Origin of the sequence: Pseudomonas shahriarae, assembly GCF_014268455.2 — a bacterium.
In the GTDB taxonomy this organism is placed as follows: domain Bacteria; phylum Pseudomonadota; class Gammaproteobacteria; order Pseudomonadales; family Pseudomonadaceae; genus Aquipseudomonas; species Aquipseudomonas shahriarae.
On the sequence record NZ_CP077085.1, the window covers coordinates 4,982,565 to 5,003,776 of the forward strand.

A 21,212-nucleotide genomic window follows, 5' to 3' on the forward strand; every position below is an offset into this window, starting at 1 on the left:
ATAAACAAGGCTTTGAGTATCTGCGGTCTGTTGCAAAAAGGTAGTTAATGATGAGCGCAAGGCACTTTCTCTCCCTGATGGATTGCACGCCCGAAGAGCTGGTCAGCGTGATCCGTCGAGGCATTGAGCTTAAAGACCTGCGTAATCGCGGCGTACTGTTCGAGCCTTTGAAAAACCGTGTACTCGGGATGATTTTCGAGAAGTCGTCCACCCGTACCCGCCTGTCCTTCGAAGCCGGCATGATCCAGCTCGGCGGCCAGGCGATTTTCCTGTCGCCTCGGGATACCCAACTGGGCCGTGGCGAGCCGATCAGCGATTGCGCCATCGTCATGTCACGCATGCTCGATGCGGTGATGATCCGTACCTTCGCCCACAGCACCCTGACTGAATTTGCCGCCAACTCGCGAGTGCCGGTGATCAACGGGCTGTCCGACGACCTGCATCCGTGCCAGTTGCTCGCCGATATGCAGACGTTCCTCGAACATCGCGGCTCGATCCAGGGCAAGACTGTGGCCTGGATCGGCGATGGCAACAATATGTGCAACAGCTATATAGAAGCGGCGATCCAGTTCGACTTCCACCTGCGCATCGCCTGCCCCGAGGGCTACGAGCCGAGCGCCGAATTCCTGGCCAAGGCCGACGCCCGCGTGCAAATCGTGCGCGACCCGAAAGACGCGGTGATCGGCGCGCACCTGGTGAGCACCGACGTCTGGACCTCCATGGGCCAGGAAGACGAGACCGCCAAGCGCCTGGCCCTGTTCGCGCCTTATCAAGTCACCCGTGAATTGCTCGACCTCGCCGCCCCGGATGCGCTGTTCATGCACTGCCTGCCGGCCCATCGCGGCGAAGAAATCAGCCTCGACCTGTTGGACGACCCGCGCTCCGTCGCCTGGGACCAGGCAGAAAACCGCCTGCATGCGCAGAAGGCCCTGCTGGAATTCCTGGTCCCACCGGCGTATCACCACGCATGAGCCAGCCACTTCTGCTGAACCTGCGCAATCTGGCATGCGGCTATCAGGACCAACGGGTGGTGCAGAATCTCAACCTGCACCTCAACGCTGGAGATATCGGTTGCCTGCTGGGCTCCTCGGGCTGCGGCAAGACCACCACCCTACGGGCGATTGCCGGGTTTGAGCCGGTGCACGAAGGCGAGATCAACCTGGCTGGCGAAGTGATCTCCAGCGCCGGCTTTACCCTGGCCCCAGAGAAGCGTCGCATTGGCATGGTGTTCCAGGACTACGCGCTGTTTCCACATCTGAGCGTGGCCGACAATATCGGCTTCGGCATTCGCAAACACCCGCACAAAGAGCGGGTGGTCGCCGAACTGCTGGAGCTGGTCAACCTGAAGAACCTGGGCAAGCGCTTCCCCCACGAACTGTCCGGTGGCCAACAACAGCGCGTGGCCCTGGCCCGTGCTCTGGCGCCGGAACCGCAATTGCTGTTGCTGGACGAGCCGTTCTCCAACCTCGACGGCGAACTGCGGCGCAAGCTCAGCCATGAAGTGCGCGACATCCTCAAGGCCCGTGGCACCAGTGCGATCCTGGTGACCCATGACCAGGAAGAAGCCTTTGCGGTGAGCGACCATGTCGGCGTGTTCAAGGAAGGCCGCCTGGAGCAGTGGGATACGCCCTACAACCTCTATCACGAACCGCTGACGCCCTACGTCGCGAGTTTTATTGGCCAGGGTTATTTCATCCGTGGCCAATTGAGCACTCCGGAGTCGGTCACTACCGAACTGGGCGAGCTGCGCGGCAATCGTGCCTATACCTGGCCAACCGGCTGCGCGGTGGATGTGTTGCTGCGCCCGGATGACATCGTGTACGCACCGGACAGCCCGCTGAACGCGCTGATCGTCGGCAAGACCTTCCTGGGTGCCTCGACCCTGTACCGCCTGCAGTTGCCGACCGGCGCCCAGCTGGAGTCGATTTTCCCCAGCCATGCCGATCATCAGGTGGGTGTACATGTGGGGATCCGCGTGGCGGCCGAGCATCTGGTGTTGTTCCAGGCTTCGGGGAGCACGGCGGCGCAGATCCCGCAGGTGGAGTCCGGTGTGCGGCGCTACAGCACCGCCGGCTGAACAAACCGAGTCAAAAAGGTGGAAGCGGGCTTGTGTGGGAGCCGGGCTTGCCCACGATGCAGGCGCCTCGGGCTATCAGCTACAGCGAGGTGAGGCTATCGCAGGCAAGCCAGCTCCCATAGAGGCTGGCTCCCACATCTGATTCCACCGTTCTTGAAATCACGCCCGGCCAATCGGCGCAAATTTACCCTGGGTATGCTCGGCCAACACCGCCGCCGCCAACTCCACTTCCAACCCTCTCCTGCCTGCGCTGACAAAAATTGTCGCAAAAGGCTCTGCGCTCACATCAATGAAGGTGCGCAAGCGCTTCTTCTGCCCCAAAGGGCTGATCCCGCCCAACAAATAACCGGTCGAGCGCTGCGCCGCCGCCGGGTCGGCCATCTCGACTTTCTTTACGCCCGCCGCGTGAGCCAGGGCCTTCAAATCAAGACTTCCGACGACCGGCACCACAGCCACCAATAATTCACCTTTTTCGCTGCTGGCAAGCAACGTCTTGAACACCTGCGCCGGGTCGAGGCTCAACTTTTCCGCGGCCTCCAGGCCATAGGATGCCGCCTTGGGGTCATGTTCATAACTGTGGATGCGATGTTCGGCGCGAACTTTTTTCAACAAGTCCAATGCAGGTGTCATGGAGGCTCCAGGCTTGGGGAAAACGTGGAAAAACAGACCGCCGATTCTAGGACAAACCCAGGCAAAACGCTCTAGTGCAGGGGGTCGTGCGACGAATCCGCGCAGATCCTGGCCACGCTTGCCGCCAGCCCCGCCGATGGGTTGCCGAGATCATTCATCACGCGAATAGTTTGAAAATGACCAACCGTTCACTTTCGACCTTTGACAGCGGCGTTTCTTGTCTATATTTTTTCGTTTCCGAATACTGTAAGAATCTATCCACAGTGTCCGAGCAGTAAGCCGTGAGCAGGATGGGGATCCTGACCACGGTGAAAATCGCGCATCGCCCGTTGTGGCACAGCGCCAGACAAGAAAAAAAATCGAGGTTTTCAATGACAACTGCTCTTCAACAGCCTTCACTCTCCAGCCAATGCATGGCCGAGTTCCTCGGCACCGCGTTGCTGATCTTCTTCGGTACCGGTTGCGTCGCTGCGCTCAAGGTCGCGGGTGCCAGCTTTGGCCTGTGGGAAATCAGCATCATCTGGGGGATCGGCGTGAGCATGGCGATCTACCTGAGCGCCGGCATTTCCGGGGCTCATCTCAATCCAGCCGTCAGTATCGCGCTGTGCATCTTTGCCGATTTCGACAAGCGCAAACTGCCCTTCTATATCATCGCCCAGGTTGCCGGCGCCTTTTGCTCCGCCGCGCTGGTCTACACGCTCTACAGCAACCTGTTTTTCGATTACGAACAAACTCACCAGATGGTTCGTGGCTCCGCAGCCAGCCTGGAACTGGCCTCGGTGTTCTCCACCTACCCGCACGCCCTGCTGAATACGGCCCAGGCGTTCCTGGTGGAAATGGTCATCACCGCGATCCTGATGGGCGTGATCATGGCCCTGACCGACGACAATAACGGCTTGCCCCGCGGCCCCCTGGCCCCGCTGTTGATCGGCTTGCTGATCGCCGTGATCGGCAGCGCCATGGGCCCGCTGACCGGGTTTGCGATGAATCCGGCTCGGGATTTCGGCCCCAAGCTGATGACCTTTTTCGCCGGTTGGGGTGAAATGGCTTTCACCGGCGGGCGCGATATTCCTTACGTCCTGATTCCGATCATTGCACCGATTGTCGGTGCCTGCCTCGGCGCTGCGGCCTATCGCGGGTTGATTGCCCGCCATCTGCCCAACGCCGCAGCTGCTACAACTGATGCAGCCGAAACCGCCACCAGCGGCAACACCCGAACTTCTTGAAAGCGGTAGCCTGAGCCCTTCTGCCCCTTGCGGCCCAGGCTACTTACCCACTCCTTTTTTCCGTCCAAGGCAATCGACATGACCGACACACAGAATAAGAACTACATCATTGCCCTCGATCAGGGCACCACCAGTTCCCGGGCGATCATCTTTGATCGTGACGCCAACGTGGTGTGTACCGCCCAGCGTGAATTCGTCCAGCACTACCCGCAAGCCGGTTGGGTCGAGCATGACCCGATGGAAATCTTCGCCACCCAGAGCGCCGTGATGGTCGAGGCCCTGGCACAAGCCGGCCTGCACCACGACCAGGTCGCCGCCATCGGCATCACCAACCAGCGTGAAACCACCGTGGTCTGGGACAAGATCACCGGCCGCCCGATCTACAACGCCATCGTCTGGCAATGCCGGCGCAGCACCGAAATCTGCCAGCAGCTCAAACGCGACGGCCATGAGCAATACATCAGCGACACCACCGGCCTGGTCACCGACCCGTACTTCTCCGGTACCAAGTTGAAGTGGATCCTCGACAACGTCGAAGGCAGCCGCGAACGCGCGCGCAACGGCGAGCTGCTGTTCGGCACCATCGACAGCTGGCTGATCTGGAAATTTACCGGCGGCAAGACCCACGTCACCGACTACACCAACGCTTCGCGCACCATGCTCTTCAACATCCACACCCTGGAGTGGGATGCGAAGATGCTGGAGGTCCTGGACATCCCGCGCGAGATGCTGCCGGAAGTGAAGTCCTCCTCGGAAATCTATGGCCGCACCAAAAGCGGGATTGCCATCGGCGGCATTGCCGGCGACCAGCAAGCCGCCCTGTTCGGCCAGATGTGCGTTGAGCCGGGCCAGGCGAAAAACACCTACGGCACCGGTTGCTTCCTGTTGATGAACACCGGCGACAAAGCGGTCAAATCCCAGCACGGCATGCTCACCACCATCGCCTGCGGCCCGCGTGGCGAAGTGGCTTACGCCCTTGAAGGCGCTGTGTTCAACGGTGGTTCCACCGTGCAGTGGCTGCGCGATGAGTTGAAGATCATCAATGACGCCCACGACACCGAATACTTCGCCAACAAGGTCAAAGACAGCAACGGCGTGTACCTGGTACCGGCGTTCACCGGTCTCGGCGCTCCGTACTGGGACCCCTACGCCCGTGGCGCGCTGTTCGGCCTGACCCGTGGCGTACGTGTCGATCACATTATTCGTGCAGCCCTGGAGTCGATTGCCTACCAGACCCGCGACGTGCTCGACGCCATGCAGCAGGACTCCGGCGAACGCCTCAAATCCCTGCGGGTAGACGGCGGCGCAGTGGCCAACAACTTCCTGATGCAGTTCCAGGCCGACATCCTCGGCACCCAGGTAGAGCGCCCGCAAATGCGCGAGACCACGGCGTTGGGCGCTGCCTACCTGGCCGGCCTGGCCTGTGGCTTCTGGGGCAGCCTGGATGAGCTGCGTGGCAAGGCAGTGATCGAACGCGAGTTCGAACCACAACTGGACGAGCCCGCCAAAGAAAAACTCTACGCCGGCTGGAAAAAAGCGGTCAGCCGCACCCGTGACTGGGAACCCCACGAAGGCGCTGAATAAGCCAAGCGTAGGACCCACATCGGGTTGTAACTGGCAGGGAGCGGATTCCTGCGTCATCATGGGCCACTTTTGTATGGCAGCCCACAGGACGCCCAATGAATCTGCCTCCCCGTCAGCAACAAATCCTCGAACTGGTCCGCGAACGCGGCTACGTCAGTATCGAGGAAATGGCGCAGTTGTTCGTTGTTACCCCGCAAACCATCCGCCGCGATATCAATCAGTTGGCCGACGCCAATCTGCTGCGTCGCTACCACGGCGGCGCCGCCTATGACTCCAGTGTCGAAAACACCGAGTACGCCATGCGTGCCGACCAGATGCGCGATGAAAAGCAGCGTATCGGCGAAGCCATTGCCGCACAGATCCCCGATCATGCCTCGCTGTTCATCAATATCGGTACCACCACCGAATCCATTGCCCGGGCGCTGCTCAACCACAGCCACCTGAAGATCATCACCAATAACCTCAACGTCGCCATGATGCTCAGCGCCAAGGACGACTTCGACGTGCTGCTGACCGGCGGCAATGTACGCCGTGACGGCGGCGTGGTGGGCCAGGCCAGCGTGGACTTCATCAACCAGTTCAAGGTCGACTTCGCCCTGGTGGGTATCAGCGGTATCGACGAGGACGGCAGCCTGCTGGACTTCGATTATCAGGAAGTGCGGGTTTCCCAGGCGATCATTGCCAACGCACGCAAGGTGATCCTGGCGGCGGACTCCAGCAAATTCGGGCGCAATGCCATGATTCGCCTGGGGCCGATCAGTTTGATTGATTGCCTGGTCACCGATCAGCAGCCGGTGCCGGCGCTGGTGCAGTTGTTGAGCCAGAACAAGATTCGTCTGGAAGTCGTCTGAGCGACCCCTGAGCTCGCTGGCGCCTGGACCTGCGCCATCGCGGGCAAGCCCGCTCCCACAGGCGCGGGCTTGCCCGCGATGGCGGCCCAGAGGCCACAACTCTCTTGAGCCAGCATCCGGCTCAATGTTCACAATTTTTCCTTTTCCCGCCCTTCGATGAGTTTTTTCAATCGAAGTCAGCTGGCTGTGCCCGCGTTTATGAGCTACCATTTTCGCAAATGAACATCAATGTTCGAATTCCAATATTAAAAAAGATCGCGAGGCCAGCCGATGACCCCTTCTACCTTGCCTGCTCCACCCCTTGCCGAAGTCTATGATGTTGCCGTGATTGGCGGCGGGATCAATGGTGTAGGCATCGCGGCAGACGCAGCCGGTCGCGGCCTGTCGGTATTCCTTTGCGAAAAGGATGACTTGGCCAGCCACACCTCGTCTGCCAGCAGCAAGCTGATCCATGGCGGCCTGCGCTATCTTGAACATTACGAATTCCGCCTGGTGCGCGAAGCCCTGGCCGAACGCGAAGTGCTGCTGGCCAAGGCCCCGCACATCGTCAAGCAGATGCGTTTTGTGTTGCCCCATCGCCCGCACCTGCGTCCGGCCTGGATGATCCGTGCCGGCCTGTTCCTGTACGACCACCTCGGCAAGCGCGAGAAACTTGCAGGCTCCAAAAGCCTGAAGTTCGGCGCCGACAGCCCGCTGAAAAGCGAAATCACCAAGGGCTTCGAATACTCCGATTGCTGGGTCGACGACGCGCGCCTGGTTGTACTCAACGCCATGGCCGCCCGGGAAAAGGGTGCACATATCCACACCCAGACCCGTTGCGTCAGCGCCCGTCGCAGCAAGGGCCTGTGGCACCTGCACCTGGAGCGCGCAGATGGCAGCCTGCTGTCGATCCGCGCCAAGGCTCTGGTGAACGCGGCCGGCCCATGGGTCGCCAAGTTCATCAAGGATGACCTCAAGCTCGATTCGCCGTATGGCATCCGCCTGATCCAGGGCAGCCACCTGATCGTGCCGAAACTGTACGAAGGCGCCCATGCGCACATCCTGCAGAACGAGGATGGGCGTATCGTCTTCACCATTCCGTACCTCAATCACCTGACCATCATCGGCACCACCGACCGTGAGTACACCGGCGACCCCGCGAAAGTGGCGATCACCGAAGGTGAAACGGACTACATGCTCAAGGTGGTCAACGCCCACTTCAAGCAGCAGCTGAGCCGCGACGATATCGTGCACACCTATTCCGGCGTGCGCCCGCTGTGCAACGACGAGTCGGATAACCCGTCGGCCATTACCCGCGACTACACCCTGGCACTGTCCGGCAGCGGCGAAGAAGCGCCGATCCTGTCGGTGTTCGGTGGCAAGCTGACCACTTACCGCAAGCTGGCCGAGTCGGCCCTGGCGCAACTGGCCCCCTACTTCCCGCATATCAAGCCGAGCTGGACCGCCAAGGCCAGCCTGCCCGGCGGTGAAGACATGAGCACGCCAGAAGCCCTGGCCACCGACATTCGCAGCAAGTTCGAGTGGATACCCAGCGAAATCGCCCGCCGCTGGTCGACCACCTATGGCAGCCGCACCTGGCGCCTGCTCGAAGGCGTGCAATCGCTGGCCGACCTGGGCGAGCACCTGGGTGGCGGCCTGTACACCCGGGAAGTCGACTACCTGTGCGCCGAGGAATGGGCGACCCAGGCCTACGACATCCTGTGGCGGCGCACCAAACTCGGGCTGTTCACCACCCCCGAGGAGCAGGAAAACCTGCAGCGTTATTTGGTCAAGGTCGAACAGAACCGCAGCAAGATCGAAGCAGCCTGATGCATCCAGCCCCTGCGCCGAAAGGCCCAGGGGCTTTTTTATGAACGTCTTGATGTGAAATGCGATCAATGTGGGAGCTGGCTGGCCTGCAACAACGGGCGGTGATCGCCGGCAGCCAATGCCTACAGATTCGGTTTTCCGAACGTGGTAACGCCACCTATTCGGTTTGCCGGATTTAAACACCGGATAAACCTCGTCATATAAAGTTAATCGCCATATAAATCATACAGTTAGACTTTTAATCACAGTCTGGCACGACTCATGCTCTACACTTGGTACGTGTTTGTCTGAGATGCTTCAGGAGCCGTCACAGGCATTCGCTGTATCGAAAGAGCCGTCCAGGCTTCATAAAAAAAACAAATGTCGAGGAAGTATTGATGCGTATCGTTCCCCATATTTTGGGCGCAGCTATCGCTGCTGCTCTGATTAGCACTCCAGTCTTCGCCGCCGAACTGACCGGCACGCTGAAGAAAATCAAAGAGTCGGGCACCATCACCCTGGGCCACCGCGACGCCTCCATTCCGTTTTCCTACATTGCGGATGGTTCGGGCAAACCAGTGGGCTACTCCCACGACATTCAACTGGCCATCGTCAAAGCTGTCGAGAAAGACCTCGGCATGAAGGAAGGCGAGCTGAAGGTCAAATACAACCTGGTCACTTCGCAAACCCGTATCCCGCTGGTGCAGAACGGCACCGTGGACGTTGAGTGTGGTTCCACCACCAACAACGTTGAGCGTCAGCAGCAAGTCGACTTCTCCGTCGGCATCTTCGAAATCGGTACCCGTCTGCTGTCCAAAAAGGACTCGACCTACAAGGATTTCGCTGACCTCAAGGGCAAGAACGTCGTGACCACCGCCGGTACCACGTCCGAGCGCATCCTCAAGTCCATGAACGCTGACAAGCAGATGGGCATGAACGTCATCTCCGCCAAAGACCACGGTGAGTCCTTCCAGATGCTGGAAAGCGGCCGCGCCGTTGCCTTCATGATGGACGATGCGCTGCTGGCCGGTGAAATGGCCAAGGCCAAGAAGCCTACCGACTGGGCCGTGACCGGCACGCCGCAATCCTTCGAAATCTACGGCTGCATGGTTCGCAAAGGCGATGCACCGTTCAAGAAGGCTGTGGATGACGCTATCGTCGCTACCTACAAGTCTGGCGAAATCAACAACATCTACACCAAGTGGTTCAGCTCGCCGATCCCACCAAAAGGCCTGAACCTGATGTTCCCGATGAGCGACGAACTCAAGGCCCTGATCGCCAATCCGACCGACAAAGCAGCCGACGACAAAACGGCTGAAAAAAAGTCCTGATTCCGAACTAACCTTATCTCCTGAGGGAGCCAACCCTCCCTCAGGCGTCTGTTACTACCTGCTGGCATTATTATTTGGAACACTCGACCTGGCGGTTTCCGAGCCGATCGCGTGTGCCTGACGTTCACCGTCAGGCGGGAATGGATCTTCCCCAAGCGGGTGCTTGTACATCGATTGATTTCGGGGGAGACCCTAATGAATTACAACTGGGACTGGGGCGTATTCTTCAAGTCCACCGGCGTGGGCAGCGAGACCTATCTCGACTGGTTCATCTCCGGTTTGGGCTGGACCATCGCCATCGCCGTCGTGGCCTGGATCGTCGCCTTGCTGCTGGGCTCGATACTGGGTGTGATGCGCACGATGCCTAACCGCCTCGTAGCCGGCATCGCCACCTGCTATGTGGAACTGTTTCGTAACGTGCCACTGCTGGTACAGCTGTTCATCTGGTACTTCCTGGTGCCCGACCTGCTGCCGCAAAACCTGCAGGACTGGTACAAACAAGACTTGAACCCGACCACCTCGGCCTACCTGAGCGTTGTCGTGTGCCTGGGCCTGTTCACCGCCGCCCGCGTATGTGAACAAGTGCGTACCGGTATCCAGGCGCTGCCCCGTGGCCAGGAAGCCGCCGCGCGCGCCATGGGCTTCAGCCTGTCGCAGATCTACTGGAACGTGCTGCTGCCCCAGGCCTACCGGATCATCATTCCGCCGCTTACCTCGGAATTCCTCAACGTGTTCAAGAACTCCTCCGTGGCGTCCTTGATCGGCCTGATGGAACTGCTGGCGCAAACCAAGCAGACCGCCGAGTTCTCGGCCAACCTGTTTGAAGCCTTCACCCTGGCCACGCTGATCTACTTCACCCTGAACATGAGCCTGATGCTGCTGATGCGCCTGGTCGAGAAGAAAGTCGCTGTGCCCGGCCTGATTTCCGTGGGGGGCAAATAATGGAATTTGATTTCAGCGGCATTATCCCGGCCATGCCTGGCCTGTGGAACGGCATGGTCATGACCTTGAAGCTGATGGTCATGGGCGTGGTCGGCGGTATCGTTCTCGGTACTATCCTGGCCTTGATGCGCCTGTCCTCCAGCAAACTGCTGTCCAGCCTGGCCGGCGCCTATGTGAACTACTTCCGCTCGATCCCGCTGCTGTTGGTGATCACCTGGTTCTACCTGGCGGTGCCGTTCGTGTTGCGCTGGATCACCGGCGAAGACACGCCAATCGGTGCGTTCACCTCCTGCGTCGTGGCCTTCATGATGTTCGAGGCGGCGTACTTCTGCGAAATCGTGCGGGCCGGCGTGCAGTCGATCCCCAAGGGCCAGATGGCTGCGGCACAAGCGATGGGCATGACCTACGGCCAGACCATGCGCCTGATCATCCTGCCCCAGGCGTTCCGCAAGATGACCCCGCTGCTGTTGCAGCAGAGCATCATCCTGTTCCAGGACACCTCGCTGGTCTACACCGTGGGCCTGGTGGATTTCCTCAACTCCGCCCGTTCCAACGGCGACATTATCGGCCGCTCCAATGAGTTCCTGATCTTTGCCGGTGTCGTCTACTTCATCATCAGCTTTGCCGCCTCGCTGCTGGTCAAGCGTCTGCAAAAAAGGTTTGCCGTATGATCTCTATCAAGAACATCAACAAGTGGTATGGCGACTTCCAGGTGCTGACCGATTGCAGCACCGAGGTCAAAAAAGGCGAAGTGATCGTGGTGTGCGGGCCCTCCGGCTCGGGCAAATCCACCCTGATCAAGTGCGTCAACGCCCTGGAACCGTTCCAGAAAGGTGACGTTGTGGTCGATGGCACCTCGATTGCCGACCCGAAGACCAACCTGCCGAAACTGCGCTCGCGCGTAGGCATGGTGTTCCAGCACTTCGAACTGTTCCCGCACATGACCATCACCGAAAACCTGACGGTTGCGCAGATCAAGGTGTTGGGCCGCAGCAAGGCAGAAGCCGAGAAGAAAGGCCTGCAATTGCTGGAGCGTGTAGGTCTGTCGGCACATAAGGACAAGCACCCGGGCCAACTGTCCGGCGGCCAGCAGCAGCGCGTGGCGATTGCCCGTGCTCTGGCAATGGACCCGATCGTCATGCTGTTCGACGAACCGACCTCGGCCCTGGACCCGGAGATGGTCAACGAAGTACTGGACGTGATGGTGCAACTGGCCCAGGAAGGCATGACCATGATGTGCGTGACCCACGAAATGGGCTTCGCCCGCAAAGTGGCCGACCGCGTGATCTTCATGGATGCCGGCAAGATCATCGAAGACTGCCCTAAAGAAGAGTTCTTCGGCGATATCAGCGCCCGTTCCGAACGTGCGCAGCACTTCCTCGAGAAAATCCTGCAGCACTAAGCACAACACAGCGTCCACTGTAGAAACCGGGCCCTGTGGGAGCGGGCTTGCCCGCGATTGCGGCATATCAGTCAACCTCTGTGGCTGACCTACCGTCATCGCGGGCAAGCCCGCCCCCCACACCGGTCCAGGCAAGCGCTGGTTGACCCAAGGCATCTGTGATGAAATGCGACCCCACCCTCTATCGCGCCGCACCGCCATCCCTTGCCGTGAAGCCTCGTCTGATTCGCCAGCTGTTCCTGCCGCCCCTGATCATCCTGTTGATGATCGGCCTGGGTTTTATCGGCTTCTGGACCAGCGAGTACTACGGCATCCGGACCCTGGGCGAGAACGGCGAGCGCCAGTTGGAGCTGCATGCGCGCACGGTCGAGAGTGAGATCAGCAAGTACACCTACCTGCCCAGCCTGCTGGAGCTGGAATCCAGCGTCTCCAAACTGCTGGCCGACCCGAACCCGGAACACCGGCAAGCGGTCAACGAATACCTCGAAGGCCTGAACCGGCGCAGCCGCAGTCGGGCGATTTATGTGATGGACACCACCGGCCGCGTGATGGCCACCAGTAACTGGCGCGATGTCGACAGCTACCTCGGTGAAGACCTGTCGTTCCGCGCCTATTTCCAGAATGCCGTACGTGGCCAGCCCGGCCGTTTCTATGGCATCGGCAGCACCAATGGCGAGCCTGGCTACTACTTGGCCCACGGCCTGGAAGAACACGGCAAGATCATTGGTGTCGCAGTGGTCAAGGTGCGCCTCGAAGCGCTGGAAGAACGCTGGCAGCGCGCGCGCCTGGAAGCCTTTGTCAGCGACGAGAACGGCATCATCATCCTCTCCAGCGACCCGGCACGCCGGCTCAAGGCGGTGCGCCCGCTGAGCGACGATACCAAGGAGCGCCTGGCCCGCAGCCTGCAATATTACTGGGCGACCCTCAACGAACTGCAACCCCTGGCCCGCGAACAGCTCGACACCGGCACCGAAAAACTGACCTTCCCGGCCAACAGTGAAGTGGTGGCCGACGACCGGGAAGTCACCTACCTGGCCCAGACCCGGCCCCTGAACGACACACCGTGGAATTTCACCCTGCTCACCCCGCTCAACGACCTGCGCCAGGCCGCGATCAACCAGGGCATCCTCGTTGCGGTGGCCTTTGCCCTGGTGGCGTTCCTGCTGATTGCCTGGAATGAGCGGCGCAAGGTAATCGCCACACGCCTGGCCGCCCGCGAGGCCCTGCAGGAAGCCAACAACCAGCTGGAGCGGCGGATTGCCGAGCGCACCACCGACCTGCGCGCCAGCAACGAACGGCTCAAGGCGCAGATCCGCGAGCGGCGCCAGGCCGAAGAAACCCTGCGCCGGGCCCAGGACGAATTGGTCCAGGCCGGCAAATTAGCGGCCATCGGCCAGATGTCCACCAGCATCGCCCATGAGCTGAACCAGCCGCTGGCGGCCCTGCGCACCTTGTCCGGCAATACCGTGCGCTTCCTCGAACGCGGCGCCCTGGATACTGCCAGCACCAACCTCAAGACCATCAATGAACTGATCGACCGCATGGGACGCATCACCGCCAGCCTGCGCTCGTTTGCCCGGCGGGGTGACGACCAGGGCGAAGCCAGCCTGGGCAAGGCCGTGGATGCGGCATTTCAGGTTCTGGGCAGCCGCCTCGACAGCCTGCCGCTGACCGTACACCGTCAGTTCAGCCAGGCCATGTTGCAGATCGACCAGACGCGCCTGGAGCAAATCCTGGTCAACCTGATCGGCAACGCCCTGGACGCGATGCACGCCCAACCCGCCCCGCAGCTGTGGCTGGAAAGTGACATCAGCGAAGGCAAATACCGCCTGCGGGTGCGGGACAACGGGCATGGCATCGACCCTGAGACCCGCAAGCATTTGTTCGAACCCTTTTTCACCACCAAACCCGGCGAGCAAGGCTTGGGCCTGGGCCTGACCCTGTCGGCCAGCCTTGCCGCAGCCACCGGCGGCAACCTGGCCGTCGAGCATCCGGCCGCTGGTGGTACAGCCTTTGTCCTGAGCCTGCCCCTGGCAGGCCATCAACCCGGCGAGTCGATATGAACAGCCAACCCAACACCGAGCTGACCGTGCTGATTGTCGAAGACGATCCCCATGTGTTGCTCGGCTGCCAGCAAGCCCTGGCCCTGGAAGATATTCCCAGCGTCGGCGTGGCCAGTGCTGAAGAGGCACTCAAGCGTGTCGGCGAGAACTTTGCCGGCATTGTGATCAGTGACATCCGCCTGCCCGGCATTGACGGCCTGGAGCTGTTGACCCGCCTCAAGGCCCTGGATAAAAGCCTGCCGGTGGTGCTGATCACCGGCCACGGCGATATTTCCATGGCAGTGGGCGCGATGCGCAACGGTGCCTATGACTTCATGGAGAAACCCTTTTCTCCGGAGCGCCTGGTGGACGTGGTGCGCCGCGCCCTCGAACAGCGTGGCCTGGCCCGGGAAGTCTGGGCGCTGCGCCGGCAACTGGCCGAGCGTGACTCCCTGGAAGGCCGGATCATCGGACGCTCGCCGGCGATGCAGAACCTGCGCGAGTTGATCGCCAACGTCGCCGACACCTCGGCCAACGTGCTGATCGAAGGCGAGACCGGCACCGGCAAAGAGTTGGTCGCCCGCTGTCTGCACGACTTCAGCCGCCGCCACGCCCACCAGTTCGTCGCCCTGAACTGCGGCGGCCTGCCGGAAAACCTGTTTGAAAGCGAGATTTTCGGTCACGAAGCCAACGCCTTTACCGGTGCGGGCAAACGGCGGATCGGCAAGATCGAGCATGCCCACGAAGGCACGCTGTTCCTCGACGAAGTGGAAAGCATGCCGATGAACCTGCAGATCAAACTGCTGCGGGTCTTGCAAGAGCGCACCCTGGAGCGCCTGGGTTCGAACCAGAGCGTGGCGGTGGATTGCCGGGTGATTGCCGCGACCAAGTCCGACCTCGACGACTTGAGCCGCGCCAACCAGTTCCGCAGCGACTTGTACTACCGCCTGAACGTGGTGACCCTGGAACTGCCGCCGCTGCGCGAGCGCCGCGAAGATATCCTGCAGTTGTTCGAACACTTTCTGCAGCAATCATCCCTGCGCTTCGACCGCATCGCCCCGGAGCTGGACAACCAGACCCTGTCCAGCCTGATGAGCCATGACTGGCCCGGTAACGTACGTGAACTGCGCAACGTCGCCGAACGTTTTGCCCTGGGCCTGCCCGCCTTCAAGAAAAGCGGCGCCAGCCCCGACAACCATGGCCTGGCCTTTACCGAAGCGGTGGAAGCCTTTGAACGCAACCTGCTCAGCGACGCCCTGCAACGCAGCGGCGGCAACCTGACCCAGGCCAGCCAGGAACTGGGAATGGCCAAGACCACCCTGTTCGACAAGGTCAAGAAATACGGCCTGAGCCACTAAGGAGTCATGCGTGGATTTAGTCTTCAAGGCCGCCCTCGGAGCGGCGGTGGTGTTGCTCCTGGCGGTGCTGGCCAAAACCAAGAACTATTACATCGCCGGCCTGGTGCCGCTGTTTCCGACTTTTGCACTGATCGCCCACTACATCGTCGGCAAGGGCCGCTCGGTGGACGACTTGAAGACCACCATTGTGTTCGGCATGTGGTCGATCATTCCGTACTTTGTGTACCTGGCGACGCTGTATGTGATGGTCGACCGCATGCGCCTGGAGGCCTCCCTGGCGGTGGCCGCAGTGGCGTGGCTGATGGCGGCGACGGTGCTGGTGAGTGTGTGGATCCGGATTCACGCCTGACACTCCACGGCTCCACTGTGGGAACTGGACCCACTCGGTACCCCCATAAAACCGAGTTGCCCGCATCGCAGCCTCGCTAAAGCTCGACAGCTCCCACCTTTGCTCAGTGTGCCTCCCCAATCCCTTGTGGGAGCTGTCGAGCCCCAGCGAGGCTGCGATGGGATCGACTCGGTACACCCATAAAACCCAGCTGCCTGCATCACAGCCTCGCTAAAGCTCGAGAACTCCCACATTTGCTCAGTGTGCATCCCCAATCCCCTGTGGGAGCTGTCGAGCCCCGGCGAGGCTGCGATGGGATCGACTCGGTACACCTGCAAAACCGAGTTGCCTGCATCGCAGCCTCGCTAAAGCTCGACAGCTCCCACATTTGATCCCTGTGATTCCCCAATCCCCTGTGGGAGCTGTCGAGCCCCGGCGAGGCTGCGATGGGATCGACTTGGTACACCTGCAAAACCCAGCTGCCCGCATCGCAGCCTCGCTAAAGCTCGACAGCTCCCACATTTGATCCCTGTGATTCCCCAATCCCTTGTGGGAGCTGTCGAGCCCCAGCGAGGCTGCGATGGGATCGACTCGGTACACCTTTAAAACCCAGCTGCCTGCATCGCAGCCTCGCTAAAGCTCGACAGCTCCCACATTTGATCCCTGTGATTCCCCAATCCCTTGTGGGAGCTGTCGAGCCCCGGCGAGGCTGCGATGGGATCGACTCGGTACATCTGCAAAACCCAGCTGCCTGCATCGCAGCCTCGCTAAAGCTCGACAGCTCCCACATTTGATCCCTGCGATTCCCCAATCCCTTGTGGGAGCTGTCGAGCCCCAGCGAGGCTGCGATGGGGTCGACTCGGTACACCTGCAAAACCCAGCTGCCTGCATCGCAGCCTCGCTAAAGCTCGACAGCTCCCCCATTTGATCCCTGTGATTCCCCAATCCCTTGTGGGAGCTGTCGAGCCCCAGCGAGGCTGCGATGGGATCGACTCGGTACACCTGCAAAACCCAGTTGCCCGCATCGCAGCCTCGCTAAAGCTCGACAGCTCCCACCTTTGCTCAGTGTGCTTCCCCAATCCCTTGTGGGAGCTGTCGAGCCCCGGCGAGGCTGCGATGGGATCGACTTGGTACACCTGAAAAACCCAGTTGCCTGCATCGCAGCCTCGCTAAAGCTCGACAGCTCCCACATTTGCTTAGTGTGCCTCCCCAATCCCTTGTGGGAGCTGTCGAGCCCCGGCGAGGCTGCGATGGGATCGACTCGGTACACCTGAAAAACCCAGCTGCCCGCATCGCAGCCTCGCTAAAGCTCGACAGCTCCCACATTTGCTTATGTGTGGCTCCCAGGGCTCAGCGTACGATTTTGTCGATTTGGATCCCAAGCTTTTTCAAGCGGTACCAAAAGCTGCGTTCGGAGATGCCAATCCGCGACGCCGCAGCCGCCTGTACGCCATTGCTCTCCTGCAGGGCCGCGAGGATGTAGGCCTTTTCCACCTCGGCCAGCGCCGCGTCCAGGTCCTGGGGCACGCCTGGGCCTTCGCTGAGGATTGTCGTCACATCCCGCTCGGTCGGCTGAGACGCGAACAGGTAGGCCGGCAGGTCGATATCTTCAATCACCGGGCTGGAGGCGACGATGGTCGCGCGCTCCACGCAGTTTTGCAGCTCGCGGATGTTCCCCGGCCAGTTGTAGGCGGCCATGGCCTGCAAGGCGTCGGGGCTGAAGCCGGTGATGCGTTTACCGGCGTTGGCACTCAGGCTGCGGGCAAAGTGGCGGGCCAGCGGGGCGATGTCTTCGACGCGCTCGCGCAATGCTGGCAGTGGGATCGGGAACACATTCAGGCGGTAGTAGAGGTCTTCGCGAAACTCCTTGTTCGCCACCGCTTCCAGCAGGTTCTTGTTGGTGGCGGCGATCACCCGCACGTCCACCTTGCGCTCACGCGGGTCGCCGACCGGCTCGATCACCCGTTCCTGCAAGGCGCGCAGGATCTTGGCCTGCAACGCCAGGGGCATATCCCCCACTTCGTCGAGAAACAGCGTGCCCTTGTCGGCCTGCATAAAGCGCCCTACCCGGTCGGCCACGGCGCCGGTAAACGCGCCCTTGCGATGGCCGAACATTTCGCTTTCCAGCAAGCCTTCGGGGATCGCGGCGCAGTTGACCGCCACAAAAGGCTTGTCTGCACGGTTGCCATGCTTGTGAATGGCGCGGGCGACCATTTCTTTGCCGGTGCCGCTTTCGCCAGTCAACAGGATGGTGGCGTTGCTTTCACGCACCGAATCCACCGCCTGCAACACTCGACGGAACGCCGGGCTTTCCCCGACCAGGCTATCGAACTGCGCATGTTCATCGAGTTCGGCACGCAGCCGTGCGTTGTCGCGCATGATGTCGCGAAACTGCAAGGCCTTGGCCACGGTGATGTCCAGCTCGTCGATATCGAAGGGCTTGGCAATGTAGTCGTAGGCACCGTTACGCATGGACTGCACGGCATTTTTCACGGTGCTGTAGGCCGTCATCACGATCACCGGCAATTGCGGGTAGCGCACCTTGATCTCGGCCAGCAGTTGCGGGCCGTCCATGCCGGGCATGCGCCAGTCGCTGATCACCAGGTCGATGTCCTCCTGCTCCAGCACCTTGAGCGCATGCAGGCCATTGCCCGCGATAAACACCTGGATATGGTTCTGGCTCAGGGCCGACGACAGCAAATCGCAGAGCTTGGGCTCGTCGTCGACCACCAATATGTTATGTGTCATGACTGTCCTCGTCGTCGCCGTCATCTTCACCGTTGGCCGGAATGTACAGGCTGAAGGTGGCGCCGGCATCTTTCTCGCTGGTGCATTCGATGCTGGCGTCGTGACTCTCCATGATTGAATAGACTTTCGCCAGGCCCAGGCCGGTGCCCGAGGCCTTGGTGGTAACAAAGGGGGTAAAGATCCGCTCGATCATTTCAGGGGGGATGCCCTGGCCGCTATCGCTGATGCTGATCACCGTGTAGTGATCGACACGGCTGATGCTCAAGGTCAGGCGCCCGCCCTGGGGCATGGCGTCGATGGCGTTGAGGATCAGGTTCAGGCACGCCTGCTTGAATTGCTTGGCGTCCACATACAGGGTCGCACCCGGCGCCTGGTCGTCGAGATGGGCGTCGATGGCGTGGCTGGCCAGCTCCGGCGCGCAGAAACCGAGGATTTCTTCCACCAGCGGCCGCGCCGGTTGCTGGCTGCGCAGCGGTTCGCTGGGCTTGGCGAAGTCGAGGAAGTCGGTGATCAGGTCATTGATCCGGCTGACTTCGCTGATCACGTATTCCAGGTGGCGCTTGTCGGTCTCCGGCAGGTCCGTGCGACGGTGCAGCAGTTGGGTCGCGGTCTTGATGATGCCCAGCGGGTTGCGGATTTCATGGGCCAGGCCCATCGCCACTTCGCCCAGGGCATGCAGGCGGTCGCGGCGGCGCAGTTGGGCTTCGAGGTGATGCAACTCGCCCAGGCGCTCGGTCATATGGTTGAAGGTGCTGCTCAATTGCGCCAGTTCGTCACCGCCGGTGACGGCCACGCGGTGCTGGTAGTTGCCGCTGATCACCGCGCTCACCCCCTGGGACAACTCGCGCAGTGGCCGGGTCAGGTGCCGGGAGACCAGCACACCGGCCCCCAGGGACAAAGCGGAACTGAGCAGGAAGATCAGCACAAACAGATTGCTCTGGTTCACCAGCCCCACCAGGCTGGTGTGGCGCAGCAGGCCGCTGAAGATCACGCCCTGTAACTCTCCGGTGTCATTGAAGATCGGCCAGTACAGGCCACTGTAGTTGCTGGTGAACTGTTCACTGGGCTGCTTGGTGCTGCGCAGCAGGGTTTCCACGGATTTCGGCACGCGGGTCGGGTGGTCTTCAAAACGCTGGGTGGAGAAGATCTCCGAAAAGCCTTCGGTATTAGCCAGGTACAGACGCAAGTCCAGGGAGTGCACCTCGGCGACGCTGGTCAGGAAGCTGCTGTCCAGGTAGGTACCGACCAACAGTTCGTAGTCGACGCCATCCTGGCTGGTCTCGAACGAGGAAATCACGGCCCCGGTGGCCACGCCGCCGACCTGCACGGTTTGCAACACGGCATTGGGAGCGAGGCTGATTTGTTTCACCACATCATCGCCCACGGTGCTGAACATCACCTTGCTGTCACTGCTGCGAATCAGCGTGACCACATCAATATCAGTGGCGCGGGCAATGTCCGCGATCAAACGGTCATGACGCATCGCTTCATGGCTGGAAGGCGGACGCACATACCGCAGGAAGATCTGCGCCACACGGGCGTTGTCGTGCAGGATGTCGCTGACTTCATCCTTGACGATGCGGGTCGACTCTTGCAGCCAGATGCGCACGTTGCTGTCGAAAATCTGCGACAGGGTGGTGGCCGCCAGCTCGGCGGCGATCATGGTCGGGATCACCGTCACCAGCCAGAACGCCAACACCAGCTTGCGCTGCAGGCTCCAGCGGGAAATGGCAAATGGGCGGGCTTTCTGGCGGGTTTTGGCGATCATCGGGTTTCGCTTATTGCAGCAGCCATGGCAGGGTCGGATCGGTCCGGGCGAATAAACACTTTTACCAGCTTGAGCAGGGTATCGAGCAGCCGGTTGCGGTGCTGGAAGAACAGCGTATTGCCGGCGAACTCACAGCCCAGGCGTAGCTTACTGGCATACCCGGCCTGCCCGCACTCGTACAACGCAATATTGTGCTCGATGCAGTAGTCGACGTTGGTCAGCCAACTGCGAAAGTACAGGTTATGTTCGCGGCTGTGGGCCAGGTCGTGGGCAAAGAACTTGTCGATCAGCCGGTGCTGGTCCAGCAGCACCAGGTTGAACGCCACCAGTTGCCCATCCACCCAGTAAAGTACACAGCGCGCCCGTTGTTCAAGCTGGGCGAGCACCTGGCTGAAATAACCGGCAGGCAGGCGCTCGAATTGCAGGTCGGCGCGAGCCAGCGTGGCTTCGTAGAGGCGCATGATATCCGGCAACACATCATCGACATTGTCCCGCCACTCCACCTGTGGCCCCGGCGCACGCAGCTTGCGCCGCAAATCCTTGCGCGTGGATTTGCCCAGGGAGCCCAGATAGGCATCCACCGAGCCGTAGGGCAGCGGCAGCAGCCCGGTAGGCAGGCTCGGCATGCTGTGCAGGCCGACGGTCTTGCAGCTGTCGGCCCAGTCCTGATCCAGGCTTGGCGCGTCCTTGACCGCCAGCAGGCCGATGCCGAATGCATCGGCATCCCGACGCGCGGCGACCAGTAATTGCTCCAACAGCGCACTGCGGCGCGCAGCGGGCACATGGCTGGCGACACCGGCATGGCATTGCTCGGCCACCGGCGAGCCGATGGCATACAAGCCCAGGCGCAACGCTCCCGGCCACCAGCGTTCCAGGCGCTGGGTAAAGCGTTTGGCGATGCCCGACACGGTGGTATCGAGGCGGTAATGGGTGATGAACGCCGGGGCGACGGCCAGCAGTTGCCCGTCCTCATAGAGGGCCAGGTAGCGCCACTGGAAGTCGTCGATGGCAGCGTTTTCTACGGCGACGTAGTAATCCCAATCCTCCAACGCCAGGGGAAAACAGTCATTCCAGGCACTGCGTTCGATGGCGTGGATGCTCGGGAAGGTGTGTGCGGTGATCACATCGGAATATCCC

Annotated in this window: 17 protein-coding genes; 13 read left to right on the plus strand and 4 right to left on the minus strand. The window is 60.9% G+C overall.

Going from position 1 to position 21,212, the window contains the following annotated elements; translation table 11 throughout:
* The first annotated feature begins 50 nt into the window (after positions 1-50).
* Positions 51-971 carry an ornithine carbamoyltransferase gene (gene argF / locus HU773_RS22265; protein WP_115128901.1) on the plus strand — a complete coding sequence of 307 codons (921 nt, stop codon included), beginning with the start codon at positions 51-53 and terminating at the stop codon, positions 969-971.
* Positions 968-2,077: an ABC transporter ATP-binding protein gene (locus HU773_RS22270; protein WP_057958603.1), complete on the plus strand. Its 1,110-nt coding sequence runs from the start codon at positions 968-970 to the stop codon at positions 2,075-2,077. The genes argF and HU773_RS22270 overlap by 4 nt, the downstream gene beginning before the upstream one ends.
* A 159-nt stretch (positions 2,078-2,236) precedes the next feature.
* Here HU773_RS22270 and ybaK read toward each other — a convergent pair whose 3' ends face one another.
* The gene (ybaK, locus tag HU773_RS22275; protein WP_057438370.1) at positions 2,237-2,707 is read right to left on the minus strand and encodes a Cys-tRNA(Pro) deacylase; all 471 of its coding nucleotides are present in this window, start codon (positions 2,705-2,707) and stop codon (positions 2,237-2,239) included.
* A 371-nt stretch (positions 2,708-3,078) separates the two neighbouring features.
* On the opposite strand from ybaK, the gene HU773_RS22280 reads away from it, so the two are divergent.
* From HU773_RS22280 to HU773_RS22330, 11 genes are all read left to right on the plus strand, one after another.
* On the plus strand, positions 3,079-3,933 hold the full coding sequence (locus tag HU773_RS22280; protein WP_057958602.1) for an MIP/aquaporin family protein: 855 nt from the start codon (positions 3,079-3,081) through the stop codon (positions 3,931-3,933).
* Positions 3,934-4,011: 78 nt separating this feature from the next.
* Positions 4,012-5,517, plus strand: a complete 1,506-nt coding sequence (gene glpK / locus HU773_RS22285) for a glycerol kinase GlpK (RefSeq protein ID WP_029295173.1) — start codon at positions 4,012-4,014, stop codon at positions 5,515-5,517.
* Between the two features lie 95 nt (positions 5,518-5,612).
* Positions 5,613-6,368: a DeoR/GlpR family transcriptional regulator gene (locus HU773_RS22290; protein ID WP_057438366.1), complete on the plus strand. Its 756-nt coding sequence runs from the start codon at positions 5,613-5,615 to the stop codon at positions 6,366-6,368.
* A gap of 270 nt (positions 6,369-6,638) precedes the next feature.
* Positions 6,639-8,177, plus strand: coding sequence for a glycerol-3-phosphate dehydrogenase (gene glpD / locus HU773_RS22295; protein WP_057438364.1), 1,539 nt, complete (start codon positions 6,639-6,641; stop codon positions 8,175-8,177).
* Between the two features lie 377 nt (positions 8,178-8,554).
* Positions 8,555-9,487, plus strand: a complete 933-nt coding sequence (locus tag HU773_RS22300; RefSeq protein WP_029295166.1) for a glutamate/aspartate ABC transporter substrate-binding protein — start codon at positions 8,555-8,557, stop codon at positions 9,485-9,487.
* Positions 9,488-9,682: 195 nt separating this feature from the next.
* Positions 9,683-10,429, plus strand: a complete 747-nt coding sequence (locus tag HU773_RS22305; RefSeq protein WP_057438362.1) for an amino acid ABC transporter permease — start codon at positions 9,683-9,685, stop codon at positions 10,427-10,429.
* Positions 10,429-11,100 carry an ABC transporter permease subunit gene (locus HU773_RS22310; RefSeq protein WP_057958599.1) on the plus strand — a complete coding sequence of 224 codons (672 nt, stop codon included), beginning with the start codon at positions 10,429-10,431 and terminating at the stop codon, positions 11,098-11,100. The genes HU773_RS22305 and HU773_RS22310 overlap by 1 nt, the downstream gene beginning before the upstream one ends.
* A complete protein-coding gene (locus HU773_RS22315; RefSeq protein WP_057438360.1) occupies positions 11,097-11,831 on the plus strand; it encodes an amino acid ABC transporter ATP-binding protein in 735 nt (244 codons plus the stop codon). The genes HU773_RS22310 and HU773_RS22315 overlap by 4 nt, the downstream gene beginning before the upstream one ends.
* A gap of 161 nt (positions 11,832-11,992) precedes the next feature.
* Complete coding sequence (gene aauS / locus HU773_RS22320) at positions 11,993-13,894, plus strand: two-component sensor histidine kinase AauS (RefSeq protein ID WP_115128904.1); 1,902 nt, start codon at positions 11,993-11,995, stop codon at positions 13,892-13,894.
* Complete coding sequence (gene aauR / locus HU773_RS22325) at positions 13,891-15,231, plus strand: two-component response regulator AauR (RefSeq protein ID WP_057958597.1); 1,341 nt, start codon at positions 13,891-13,893, stop codon at positions 15,229-15,231. Before aauS ends, aauR begins: the two co-directional genes overlap by 4 nt.
* A gap of 10 nt (positions 15,232-15,241) precedes the next feature.
* Complete coding sequence (locus tag HU773_RS22330) at positions 15,242-15,580, plus strand: GlpM family protein (RefSeq protein ID WP_057438356.1); 339 nt, start codon at positions 15,242-15,244, stop codon at positions 15,578-15,580.
* A gap of 1,329 nt (positions 15,581-16,909) precedes the next feature.
* Here HU773_RS22330 and HU773_RS22335 read toward each other — a convergent pair.
* From HU773_RS22335 to HU773_RS22345, 3 genes are read right to left on the minus strand one after another with little or no spacing between them, the layout of a single operon-like run.
* Entirely contained in the window at positions 16,910-18,307 is a 1,398-nt protein-coding gene (locus tag HU773_RS22335) for a sigma-54-dependent transcriptional regulator (RefSeq protein ID WP_057958591.1), read from the minus strand.
* Positions 18,297-20,075 (minus strand): sensor histidine kinase, encoded by a 1,779-nt coding sequence (locus tag HU773_RS22340; protein ID WP_057438354.1) that lies wholly within the window; start codon positions 20,073-20,075, stop codon positions 18,297-18,299. The genes HU773_RS22335 and HU773_RS22340 overlap by 11 nt, the downstream gene beginning before the upstream one ends.
* The gene (locus tag HU773_RS22345) at positions 20,072-21,199 is read right to left on the minus strand and encodes a GNAT family N-acetyltransferase (RefSeq protein ID WP_186625557.1); all 1,128 of its coding nucleotides are present in this window, start codon (positions 21,197-21,199) and stop codon (positions 20,072-20,074) included. The genes HU773_RS22340 and HU773_RS22345 overlap by 4 nt, the downstream gene beginning before the upstream one ends.
* Between the last annotated feature and the right edge of the window lie 13 nt (positions 21,200-21,212).